Genomic DNA, 11,886 nt, shown 5'->3' on the forward strand with positions numbered 1-11,886 from the left:
TCAGTGCGAGGCCAGTCGGGCCCTGCCGGGGGGGCGGTGCGGCGCCGTCGGGCCCCAGCCAGTGCGCGGCTCGATACGGTGCGGTCGGGCCCAGCCAGTGCGCGGTTCGGTACGACGCCGGTCGGGCCCTGCTAAGACGTGGCCATCAGGGATTCCGAAGCCGCCTCGCGCTGCGCCATCTCCCGCAGCGGCCCGTCCACGGCCACCAGCTCCCCGTACGCCCCGCGCTGCACGACACGTCCCTGGTCCAGCACGATCACCTCGTCCACCGCCTCGAGACCCGCCAGCCGGTGTGTGATGAGCAGGGTCGTACGGCCCTCGGTGGCGGCCAGCAGGTCGGCGGTGAGCGCGTCCGCGGTCGGCAGGTCCAGGTGTTCGGCGGGCTCGTCCAGCACCAGGACAGGGAAGTCGGCGAGGAGTGCCCGGGCCAGCGCCAGCCGCTGCCGCTGGCCTCCCGACAGCCGCGTCCCGTGCTCGCCGACGAGCGTGTCGAGCCCGTCGGGCAGGCCGTCGGCCCAGTCCAGCAGCCGGGCCCGGCCGAGTGCGGCACGCAGGTCGTCCTCGGTGGCGTCCTTCCTGGCGAGCAGCAGGTTCTCGCGCAGCGAGCTGTCGAAGAGGTGCGCGTCCTGCGCGCACAGCCCGACGAGCCTGCGCACGTCGTCCCCGCGTAGGGCGTACGCGTCCACGCCCGCCAGGGTGTACGAGCCCGCGTCCGCGTCGAGGAACCGCAGCAGCACCTGCGCCAGGGTCGTCTTCCCGGAGCCGGAGGGTCCGACCACGGTGACGCGGCGGCCCTCGTCGAGGGTCAGGTCCAGCCCGGCGAGCGCGTCCCGGTCCTGCCCCGCGTGCCGCGCGACCAGCCCCTTGACGACGACCGGGAACGGCGACGGGGGCGCCTGCCGGGGCTGCTCGGACTCCCCCACGGGCTCCGGGGCGTCCAGCACCTCGTACACCCGCTCGGCGCTCCGGCGCACCCGCTGCCGGTACTGCACGGCGAGCGGCAGCCCGAGCACGGCCTCGAAGGCGGCCAGCGGGGTGAGGACGACGACGGCCATGGTCACGCCGTCCAGCCGCCCGGCCGCGACCGCCTGCGCGCCGACCAGGGCGGCGGCCGTGACGGTCAGGCCGGAGATCAGGGCGATGAGCCCGTCGCCGAGGGCCGTGGCGGTGGCGGCGCGGGACGCGATCCGGGTCAGGACCCCGTCGGCCTCGCGTGTCTGGGCGGTCCGGGCGGGCAGGGCACCGGCGACGGTCAGCTCCGCGGTTCCGGTGAGCAGATCGGCCACCCGCGTCGCGAGCACCCCGCGGGCGGGCGCCAGCCGGTGCTCGGCCCGCCGCGCCACGGCACCGGTGACGAGGGGCACGCCCGCCCCCGCCGCCAGCAGCCCGGCCGCGAGCACGGCCCCGGCCTCCGGCAGCAGCCATGCCGTGAAACCGACGGACGCGGCCGACACGACGACGGCCGCCCCGGCCGGCAGCAGCCACCGCAGCCAGTAGTCCTGCAACGCGTCCACGTCCGCGACCAGCCGGGACAGCAGATCGCCCCGGCGGGTCCGGCGCAGCCCGGCGGGCGCCAGCCGCTCCAGCCTGCGGAACACCGCGACCCTGGTATCCGCCAGCATCCGCAGCACGGCGTCGTGCGAGACCAGCCGCTCGGCGTACCGGAACACGGCCCGCCCGATCCCGAAGGCCCGCGTCGCCGTCACGGCCACCATCAGATACAGCACGGGCGGCTGCTGCGAGGCCCGCGAGATCAGCCACCCGGACGTGGCCATGAGCCCTACGGCACTCCCCAGCGCGAGGCTCCCGAGCAGAAGGGCGAGTCCGAGCCGTCCGCGCCGGGCACCGGACATGGCGCGGACGCGCGCGAGGACGCCGCCCGAAGCGGGCCTACCGCGTGGCTCCGCCTGAGAGGCCGCGGCGGACACCTCGGCCTCTCCTACGGAAACCGTTCCGGCATTCCGGACCACCGCGGACCCGGCAGGCACCGCGGCGGTCTCGGGCTTCGTCAGCCGCACCACCCGGTCCGCCACCTCGAGCAGCGCCGGCCGGTGCACCACGAGCAGCACCGTCCGCCCGGCAGCGAGCCGCCGTACAGCCGCCACGACCTCGGCCTCAGTGGCCCCGTCCAGCGCGGCCGTCGGCTCGTCGAGCAGCAGCACGGGCCGGTCCGCGAGGAACGCCCGGGCCAGCGCGAGCCGCTGCCGCTGCCCGGCCGACAGCCCGGCCCCGTCCTCACCGAGCACGGTGTCCGCACCCTCGGGCAGCGCCTCCACGAACTCCAGCGCCCCGGCGTCCCGCAGCGCCCGCCGTACGGCATCGTCGTCGGCGTCGGGCCGCGCCAGCCGCACGTTCTCGGCGATCGTCCCGGCGTACAGATGCGGTCGCTGCGGCACCCACGCGATCCGGGACCGCCACTGTTCCAGATCCACGTCGGCGAGGTCGGCTCCCCCGACCCGCACCCGTCCCTCGGCCGGCGGCACGAATCCGAGCAGGACGTTCACCAGCGTCGACTTGCCCGCACCGCTCGGCCCGACCAGCGCGACCGTCTCCCCGGGCTCGACGGTGAAGGAGACGTCCGACACGGCGTCCGACGACCGCCCCGGGTAGCGGACAGTCACACCCTCGAAGGCCAGCGAACCCGTCGGCACGGCCCCCGAACCGGAGGCCGGCACGGGCGTCTGAAGAACCTCGAAGATCTCCTCGGCCGCGGCGAGCCCCTCAGCCGCCGCGTGGTACTGCGCCCCGACCTGCCGCAACGGCAAATACGCCTCCGGCGCCAGGATCAGGATGACCAGGCCGATGTACAGGTCCATCTCGCCGTGCACCAGCCGCATGCCGATCGTCACGGCGACCAGCGCCACCGAGAGCGTCGCGAGCAGTTCCAGCGCGAAGGACGAGATGAAGGCGATCCGCAGCGTCCGCATGGTCGCCTGCCGGTACTCACCCGTGATCCGCCGGATCGACTCGGCCTGCGCCTTGGCCCGGCCGAAGACCTTCAGCGTCGGCAGTCCCGCGACGACGTCCAGGAAGTGCCCGGACAGCCGCGACAGCAGCCGCCACTGACGGTCCATCCGGGACTGGGTGGCCCAGCCGATCAGCACCATGAAGACCGGGATGAGCGGCAGGGTGCCCACGATGATGGCCGCGGAGACCCAGTCCTCGGTGACTATCCGCGCCAGCACCGCCACCGGCACGACCACCGCGAGACCCAGCTGCGGCAGATACCGCGAGAAGTAGTCGTCGAGTGCGTCGACGCCCCGGGTGGCCAGGGCGACCAGCGAACCGGTCCGCTGCCCGCTCAGCCACCCCGGACCCAGCTGCGCGGCACGCTCCAGCAACCGCCCCCGCAGCTCGGACTTCACCGCCGCGCTCGCCCGGTGCGCGGCGAGTTCCGTGAGCCAGCCGACCAGCGCCCGGCCGACCGCGACAGCGGCCAACAGCAGCAGGGGAGTGCCGAGTTCGGACACCGCCATGCGGTGCTGGAACGCGCCGACCACCACCTCGGCGATGAGCATCGCCTGCGCGATGACCAGGCCCGCCCCGACAGCACCCAGGGCGACGACCGCCACCAGGAAGACGCGGGTGGCACGGGCGTACCGGAGCAGACGCGGGTCGATTGGTTTCACGTGAAACACACCTCAGTGCACGGGGTCGGCGATGTGCTGCGTACCGATCCGCTTGCGGAAGACCCAGTACGTCCAGCCCTGGTAGACCATCACGACCGGCGTGGCGACCGCCGCGCACCACGTCATGATCTTCAGCGTGTACGGGCTGGACGAGGCGTTGGTGACCGTCAGGCTCCAGTCCGGGTTGAGCGTCGACGGCATGACGTTCGGGAACAGCGTCAGGAAGAGCATCGCCACCGTGGCCACGATGGTGAGCCCCGACAGGGCGAACGCCCACCCCTCACGTCCCGCCCGCGCCGCGACCATGGCCAGGACGAGCGACGCCACCGCCACGGCCACCGCGACGAGCGAAGCTCCGTCACCCCGGTCGGACTGCGTCCACAGCAGGAAGGCGAGAGCCAGCAGGGCGGTCACCAGCCCGACCCGAAGCGCCAGCTTCCGCGCCCGCTCCCGGATCTCCCCGACCGTCTTGAGCCCGACGAACACCGTCCCGTGGAAGGTGAACAGCGCCAGCGTGACCAGACCGCCTAGCAGCGCGTACGGGTTGAGCAGGTCCAGGACGCCGCCGGCGTAGTTGAAGTCCTGGTCGATCTTCACGCCGTGCACGATGTTGCCGAAGGCCACACCCCACAGGAACGCGGGGATCAGCGAGGTCCAGAAGATCGCTGTCTCCCAGTTGCGCTGCCAGTTCTCCTCGGGCCGCTTGGCACGGTACTCGAAGGCCACACCCCGGACGATCAGGCAGACCAGGATGGCCAGCAGGGGCAGGTAGAAGCCGGAGAAGAGCGTGGCGTACCACTCGGGGAAGGCCGCGAAGGTGGCACCGCCCGCGGACAGCAGCCACACCTCGTTGCCGTCCCAGACGGGGCCGATGGTGTTGATCAACACCCGCTTCTCGGGCCGATTGCGGGCGAGCAGCTTCGTGAGCACACCGACCCCGAAGTCGAAGCCCTCCAGGAAGAAGTATCCGGTCCACAGGACGGCGATCAGGACGAACCAGACGTCGTGCAGTTCCATGACTGTGCAGCTCCCTCGGCCTAGTACGAGAAGGCCATCGGCTTGTCGGCGTCACGGGACTCGCCGCCGATCTTCGTGGGCGGGTTGAGGTCGGCCTCGGTGAGCTCCGGCGGACCCGCCTTGACGTACTTGACCAGCAACTTGACCTCGACGACGGCGAGGATCGCGTACAGCGTGGTGAAGACGATCATCGAGGTGATGACCTCGGCCTGGGAGACACCGGGGGAGACCGCGTGCCGGGTCTGGAGCACGCCGTAGACGACCCACGGCTGGCGGCCCATCTCCGTGAAGATCCAGCCCCAGGAGCTGGCGATCAGCGGGAAGCCCAGGGTGAGGATCGCGATGCGCCAGTACCACTTGGTGAGGGTCGGACCGAGGGCCTTCTTCGGCAGCAGCACGAGGTTCGGCACCTCGTCCTCACCCACCCGCAGATGCTGCGGCAGCATGAACTTCTTGCGGGTCAGCCACAGCCCGGCCAGACCGATGGCGAACGACGTCATACCGAAGCCGATCATCCAGCGGAAGCCCCAGTAGGCGACGGGGATGTTGGGCCGGTAGTCGCCGGGCCCGTACTTCTCCTGCTCGGCCTTGTTGACGTCGTTGATGCCGGGCACGTACGAGGTGAAGTCGTCCTTGGCGAGGAAGGACAGCAGGCCGGGGATCTCGATGGCGACCTTGTTGTGCCCCTTGTCGACGTCGCCGACGGCGAAGATGGAGAAGGGCGCCGGCTTCTCGCCGTCCCACAGCGCCTCGGCCGCGGCCATCTTCATCGGCTGCTGCTGGTACATGATCTTGCCGAGGGTGTCACCGCTGACCGCGGTGAGCAGACCGCCGACGACGACGGTGACGAGGCCCAGCCGCAGCGAGGTCTTCATCACGGGGACGTGCTTCTTGCGGACCAGGTGGAAGGCGGCGATGCCGACCATGAAGGCGCCGCCGGTCAGGAAGGCGGCGGTGAGCGTGTGGAAGACCTGGGCGAGCGCTGTGTTCTGGGTCAGCACGAGCCAGAAGTCCGTGAGCTCGGCCCGCCCCTTCGCCTCGTTGATCCGGTAGCCGACCGGGTGCTGCATCCAGGAGTTGGCCGCGAGGATGAAGTAGGCCGACAGGATCGTGCCGATCGAGACCATCCATATGCAGGCCAGGTGGATCTTCTTGGGCAGCTTGTCCCAGCCGAAGATCCACAGGCCGATGAAGGTGGACTCGAAGAAGAAGGCGATCAGGGCCTCGAAGGCGAGCGGCGCACCGAAGACGTCACCCACAAACCGCGAGTAGTCGGACCAGTTCATGCCGAACTGGAACTCCTGCACGATGCCGGTGACCACACCCATCGCGATATTGATCAGGAAGAGCTTGCCCCAGAACTTCGTCGCCTGGAGGTACTTCTCCTTCTCCGTCCGCACCCAGGCGGTCTGCAGTCCGGCCGTCAGGGCGGCCAGCGAGATCGTCAGGGGGACGAACAGGAAGTGGTAGACGGTGGTGATGCCGAACTGCCATCGCGCCAGGGTCTCCGGCGCCAAAGCGAGGTCCACGTCGCCGCTCCTTACCTACGCTTGTGAAAGCGTTCACATTCACAAGCCATTATGCAGCACGCAGTTTCGAGCCCTGGAGGGGGTCCCCTGTCTCCCCGGTCACAGTTAACCCCTTGGCCGGAACTTCAACACATTGTTGAATCGATGGCATGAAGACACCACCCTCGCTACAGATCCGGATTTCCTGGCCCTCTGGTCATCTCACCGCGTCGCTCGACGACACTCCGACCAGCCAGGCCCTCACCAAGGCGCTGCCCCTCGTCTCGACAGCGCGTACCTGGGGCAAGGAGGTGTACTTCGACACAGGAGTGTCGGTTTCACGTGAAACAGGCGCCAGGGAGGTCGTCGAGCCCGGCACCGTCGCCTTCTGGGCCGACGGCGACGCCCTCGCCCTCCCCTATGGGCCGACTCCGATCTCACAGGGCGACGAGTGCCGCCTCGCGAGCCCGTGCAATGTCCTGGGACGCATCGACGGCGACCCCGCTCTACTCGCAGCCGTGCGGGACGGCGCCCCGGTACGCGTGGAGCCGGTCGACGATTAGCGCCGACCGGCTCATCCCACGGTTCTCAGCTCCTAGATCTCCTTGCGAAACCCTTCCGCCACCTTCAGGAAGATGTCATTCGCCTCGGTCTCCCCGACCGTGACCCGCACACCCTCACCCGGGAACGGCCGGATCACCACACCCGCCTGCTCACACGCCTCCGCGAACGGGAGCGTGCGCTCCCCCAGCCGCAGCCACACGAAGTTGGCCTGCGTCTCGGGCACCGTCCAGCCCTGGGCGCGCAGCCCGTCGACCACGCGCGTGCGCTCACACACCAGCGAGCCGACCCGGCCGAGCAGTTCGTCCTCGGCACGCAGCGAGGCGATCGCCGCTTCCTGCGCGAGCTGGCTCACCCCGAACGGGACCGCCGTCTTGCGCAGCGCCGCGGCCACGGGCTCGTGGGCGATGGCGAATCCGACGCGCAGACCGGCGAGGCCGTAGGCCTTGGAGAACGTGCGCAGGACGCAGACGTTGGGCCGGTCTCGGTAGAGCTCGACACCATCCGGCACCTCGGGGTCGCGGATGAACTCGCGGTAGGCCTCGTCGAGCACCACCAGCACATCACCGGGCACCCGGTCGAGGAAGCGCTCCAGCTCCGCCCGCCGCACGACCGTGCCCGTCGGATTGTTGGGGTTGCAGACGAAGATCAGCCGGGTCCGGTCGGTGATCGCGTCGGCCATCGCGTCGAGGTCGTGCACATCACCGGAGGTCAGCGGCACCTGCACCGACGTCGCGCCGCTGATCTGCGTGATGATCGGATACGCCTCGAAGGACCGCCAGGCGTAGATGACCTCGTCGCCGGGGCCGGAGGTGGCCTGGATCAGCTGCTGGGCGACACCGACCGACCCGGTGCCGGTGGCCAGGTGGGAGAGGGGCACGCCGAACCGCTCGGACAGCTCGTTCATCAGCCCGGTACAGGCCATGTCGGGGTAGCGGTTGAAGGCGCAGGCCGCCGCCGTCACCGTTTCCATCACGCCCGGCAGCGGCGGGTAGGGGTTCTCGTTGGAGGACAGCTTGTAGGCCACCGGCCCACCCGCCGCGGCCGGCTTGCCCGGCTTGTAGGTGGGGATCCCCTCCAGCTCGGCGCGCAGCTTGGGGCTCGTCTCGCTCACCGCAGTCCTCCTCGCGAAGACCGGCGGCCCATGACCGCCGCCGACATCCAATACTCCTCACCTTATGAGGATTCGGCGCCGCTGCGTATAGCCACGACGGAGCGACGAAGGCCGGCCTCGTGCGTCCCATGGGCATCACTCGTGCGTCCCACCGGCATCAAGGGCATCACCGTACGAAGGCGTACGAATTCAGGGGCGCGCCGCACATATATCTACGCGCCGGTGGTGCGCGCCGTGGCGCGCATCCCCCGTGCAGGTGAGTTGAGACCTCTTCGCAACCTCGGCCACTTGGCAGGCCCGTGCGGGCCCACAAGCCACGTACTGGCATGGGAGCCGCCAACGCCCTTGTTTTCCAAAGCAATTGGGGCTAAATGATCATGCAGAAACGTGCCTGTCAACGCGTGCATATGCGTCCGCACTACCCCACCGCATGAGCCCTACTATCGGCTCGCCATGACAGCAGCAGGGAAGCACCAGGTGAGCCGCGCGGAAACCTCACGTCGAGGCAGTCGGCCGGGTCGGGCGGGTATCAGAGACGTGGCCGCCGCCGCCGGAGTGTCCATCACGACCGTCTCCGACGCCCTCAACGGCAAGGGCCGGCTCCCGGACGCCACCCGGCGCCATGTCCGTGAGGTCGCCGACCGGCTGGGCTACCGGCCCTCGGCCGCCGCCCGGACCCTCCGTACCGGCAAGTCGGGACTCATCGGCCTGACCGTGACCACGTACGGGGATGAACCTTTCACCTTCACCGAGTTCGCGTACTTCGCCGAGATGGCGCGGGCCGCCACCTCCGCGGCGCTCGCCCGCGGTTACGCCCTCGTCATCCTCCCCGCGACCTCCCGCCACGACGTGTGGTCGAACGTCGCCCTGGACGGCACGGTCGTCATCGACCCCTCCGACCAGGACCCGGTCGTCAGCGAACTCGTCCGCCAGGGCCTGCCGGTCGTCTCCGACGGCCGCCCGGCCGGCTCGCTGCCGGTCACGGCCTGGGTCGACAACGACCACGAGGCCGCCGTCCTCGGCATCCTCGACCACCTGGCCGACGCCGGCGCCCGCCGCATCGGCCTGCTGACCGGTACGACCACGGACACGTACACCCACCTGTCGACCACCGCCTACCTGCGCTGGTGCGAGCGCGTCGGCCAGGATCCGGTGTACGAGGCTTACCCGGCGCACGATCCGTGCGCGGGCGCCGTCGCCGCCGACCGGCTGCTCGCCCGGCCCGACCGGCCCGACGCGGTCTACGGCCTGTTCGACCCGAACGGCACCGACCTGCTCGCCGCCGCCCGCCGCTACGGCCTGCGCGTACCCGACGACCTGCTGCTGGTCTGCTGCAGCGAGTCCACCGTGTACGCCAACACGGAGCCGCCCATCACGACGCTCTCCCTGAAACCGCGCCGCATCGGCACGGCGGTCGTGCAGCTCCTCATCGACGCCATCGAGGGAGTGGACTCCGACCGTCCGGTAGAGCAGGTGATACCGACGGAGCTGATCGTGCGCACGTCGTCCCAGCGGCGCTCGCCGCGCACGACGGTCAGCCCGCCGCGGTCACCCGAGGGGACCTAGACCCGTCCGATCGGGTCAACGAACGTGCGCACCCCTGGGGAGAACGTGCGTACTCCTGGGGAGAAACAGGGCCGGTCCCCCGGAGAGAAGGGATCGTTCTCGCGAAGAGAAGGAAAGCGAGGACGGTCACACGGTGGTCAAAGCCCGGCCCAATCGGGGCGAAAGCCGCGGTGAACTGGACTCTTGCTCTGATTCACCACCCCTGGGTCATCACATGGCGCGATCCGCATTCCTATGATGGGCCCACGACACCCACGGGCCGCTACGACCAGGCAGTCCGATGCGGTGCAGATGCGGCGCGATGGTGGAGGGGTCGATGACTCAGGGGGCCGGTCAGGGACCCGAGGTGGAGCGGACGGCGACGCTGCGCGACTTCCGGGTGCCCGCGTACGTCCACGAGGCCGGTCCGTACGTCCACAGCGCCCAGCCCGGCGAGGTCGCCCCGCCGGCCGAGGAGACCTACCCCGAGGGGTACACGCCGACCGAGCGCGACCTGCCCGTGATCAACCGCGGCGACACCGTCCAGGTGGCCGTCGACCCCGAGACCGTCGCAGCCCCGCAGGCCGACACCGGGCAGGGCCCGCTGTACGTCGTGGGTGATGTGCACGGCTACCTCGACCAGCTGGTGGCGGCCCTCCAGGAGAAGGGCCTCCTCGACGCCGACGGCCACTGGTGCGCGGGCACCGCCCGGCTGTGGTTCCTCGGCGACTTCACCGACCGCGGTCCCGACGGCATCGGCGTCATCGACCTGGTGATGCGGCTGTCCGCCGAGGCCGCCGCGGCCGGCGGCTACTGCAAGGCACTCATGGGCAACCACGAGCTGCTGCTGCTCGGCGCCAAGCGGTTCGGCGACACCCCCGTCAACTCCGGCGCCGGCACCGCCACCTTCCAGGCGGCCTGGCTGCTCAACGGCGGCCAGAAGACCGACATGGACCGCCTCCAGGACCACCATCTGCAGTGGATGGCCCGTCTGGACGCCGTCGAGGAGGTCGACGGCCACCTGCTCGTCCACTCCGACACCACCGCCTACCTCGACTACGGCCGCTCCATCGAAGAGGTCAACGACACCGTCCGCGAGACGCTCACGCGCAACGACGCGGACGAGGTCTGGGACCTGTTCCGCAAGTTCACCAAGCGGTTCTCCTTCCGTGACGAGGGCGGCGCGGACGCCGTACGCTCCCTGCTCGATACGTACGGGGGCAGCCGCATCGTTCACGGTCACAGCCCGATTCCGTATCTCCTGGGCGAGGTCGGCTCCGAGGAAGACGAGGACAGGACCGACCCCGTGGTCGAGGGTCCGCACGTCTACGCCGACGGACTCGCCATCGCCATGGACGGCGGCGTGACCATGGCCGGAAAGCTGCTGGTCCAGCAACTGCCGCTGGATGCGTGAACGTTCACCGGGCAGGCGCTTCCCGTCACAGGACCGGACCTGTGAGGGGCCAATTTCGGTAAACACCCTGTCACCGCCCACCTTCGCGGCTCTACCATCGGCTTATCCGTAGCAGGCTCCCCTCCGTTTCTGCCCGACGGCTCGTCAGCATGCCGAGCCCCAAGCCCTACGGAGCATCGGGGGATGCACATGAACAGCGTTCCGCAGCACCTGCTGAGCGAGGACCGCCAGGAATACGAGCGGATCCTCGATGAGGCGCTGCGCTCCGCACCACACCGTCCGGAACTGGCCGCTGTCGGACAGCGGCTCAACCCCGAGCAACTGCGCACCATGGCGCTGAACGCCACCGCGCTCATCACGGCGGCCGCGTCGACCGAATACCAGCACTACGTCAAGGTCCGCGAGGCACAGCGCAGGCCGGCGACGGCCGACCGGCCGGCCGTGCGCGCATCCGGCTCCTCCGAGCCGGACGCGGGCGCGGCGGGCCTCGCCGCCACCATGGGCGAGGTCGCCGAGACCGCCGGCGCGGGCGCCGTCGCCGTCGTCGCCGTCCTCGCTCCCGTCCTGGCCGGAACCGCCGCGGCGATCTTCCTGCTCGTCGGCTACATCCTTCAGATGCTCAACCCCGAGCAGACGTTCGCCCGGACCATGCTCACCACGGGCTGGGTGTTCGGCGCCGTGACCGCGGTCGCGATCCTCGTCGCCGCGGTGGGACTGCTGATCACCGCCCTGCGCAACAAGCCGACGGCCGAAAGCGACCCGCACGGCGAACTGCACGGGGAGGTGGACCGGGCCAGGGAGGCCTGGCGCGAAGCCCTGCTGGAGCGCGGCATCGTGCCCTTCCTCCGGGAGGCCCTCGTCGACCCGAGCGCGACCGCCGCGCTGCACCACACCTCCCCGTCCACGCCGGTCAGCCGCATCCCGCACCTCGGCTACGACCGCCCGGGTTTCACCAGCCCGGACGACGGCGACCGCGGTTCTCGGCCGAGCTTCAGCAGTCCGGACTACACCAGCCCGGACTTCGGAGGCCCGGAACACCAGCCGGAGTAGCCGTCGGGTCGGTGCCCCGGGGCCGGACCCCTCCCGCGGGCCAGGGGA

At 70.4% G+C, this 11,886-nt stretch carries 8 protein-coding genes; 4 read left to right on the forward strand and 4 right to left on the reverse strand.

Going from position 1 to position 11,886, the window contains the following annotated elements; translation table 11 throughout:
- Positions 1–131: 131 nt before the first annotated feature.
- From cydD to ACIBL4_RS35315, 3 genes are read right to left on the reverse strand one after another with little or no spacing between them, the layout of a single operon-like run.
- Positions 132–3,629 carry a thiol reductant ABC exporter subunit CydD gene (gene cydD / locus ACIBL4_RS35305; protein WP_399415865.1) on the reverse strand — a complete coding sequence of 1,166 codons (3,498 nt, stop codon included), beginning with the start codon at positions 3,627–3,629 and terminating at the stop codon, positions 132–134.
- Between the two features lie 12 nt (positions 3,630–3,641).
- Positions 3,642–4,646 (reverse strand): cytochrome d ubiquinol oxidase subunit II, encoded by a 1,005-nt coding sequence (gene cydB / locus ACIBL4_RS35310; RefSeq protein WP_356928099.1) that lies wholly within the window; start codon positions 4,644–4,646, stop codon positions 3,642–3,644.
- Positions 4,647–4,666: 20 nt separating this feature from the next.
- Positions 4,667–6,175 carry a cytochrome ubiquinol oxidase subunit I gene (locus ACIBL4_RS35315; RefSeq protein WP_399415866.1) on the reverse strand — a complete coding sequence of 503 codons (1,509 nt, stop codon included), beginning with the start codon at positions 6,173–6,175 and terminating at the stop codon, positions 4,667–4,669.
- A 149-nt stretch (positions 6,176–6,324) separates the two neighbouring features.
- On the opposite strand from ACIBL4_RS35315, the gene ACIBL4_RS35320 reads away from it, so the two are divergent.
- Complete coding sequence (locus tag ACIBL4_RS35320; RefSeq protein ID WP_399415867.1) at positions 6,325–6,717, forward strand: cyclophilin-like fold protein; 393 nt, start codon at positions 6,325–6,327, stop codon at positions 6,715–6,717.
- Positions 6,718–6,749: 32 nt separating this feature from the next.
- Here ACIBL4_RS35320 and hisC read toward each other — a convergent pair whose 3' ends face one another.
- The gene (gene hisC, locus ACIBL4_RS35325; protein ID WP_399415868.1) at positions 6,750–7,829 is read right to left on the reverse strand and encodes a histidinol-phosphate transaminase; all 1,080 of its coding nucleotides are present in this window, start codon (positions 7,827–7,829) and stop codon (positions 6,750–6,752) included.
- 453 nt (positions 7,830–8,282) lie between these two features.
- Between hisC and ACIBL4_RS35330 the strand changes: the two genes are divergently transcribed.
- From ACIBL4_RS35330 to ACIBL4_RS35340, 3 genes are all read left to right on the forward strand, one after another.
- Positions 8,283–9,395 (forward strand): LacI family DNA-binding transcriptional regulator, encoded by a 1,113-nt coding sequence (locus ACIBL4_RS35330; RefSeq protein ID WP_399415869.1) that lies wholly within the window; start codon positions 8,283–8,285, stop codon positions 9,393–9,395.
- A gap of 301 nt (positions 9,396–9,696) precedes the next feature.
- The gene (locus tag ACIBL4_RS35335; RefSeq protein ID WP_399415871.1) at positions 9,697–10,788 is read left to right on the forward strand and encodes a metallophosphoesterase; all 1,092 of its coding nucleotides are present in this window, start codon (positions 9,697–9,699) and stop codon (positions 10,786–10,788) included.
- 183 nt (positions 10,789–10,971) lie between these two features.
- Complete coding sequence (locus ACIBL4_RS35340) at positions 10,972–11,838, forward strand: hypothetical protein (RefSeq protein WP_399415872.1); 867 nt, start codon at positions 10,972–10,974, stop codon at positions 11,836–11,838.
- Positions 11,839–11,886: the final 48 nt, after the last annotated feature.

Origin of the sequence: Streptomyces sp. NPDC050416, from assembly GCF_044458845.1 — a bacterium.
In the GTDB taxonomy this organism is placed as follows: Bacteria; Actinomycetota; Actinomycetes; order Streptomycetales; family Streptomycetaceae; genus Streptomyces.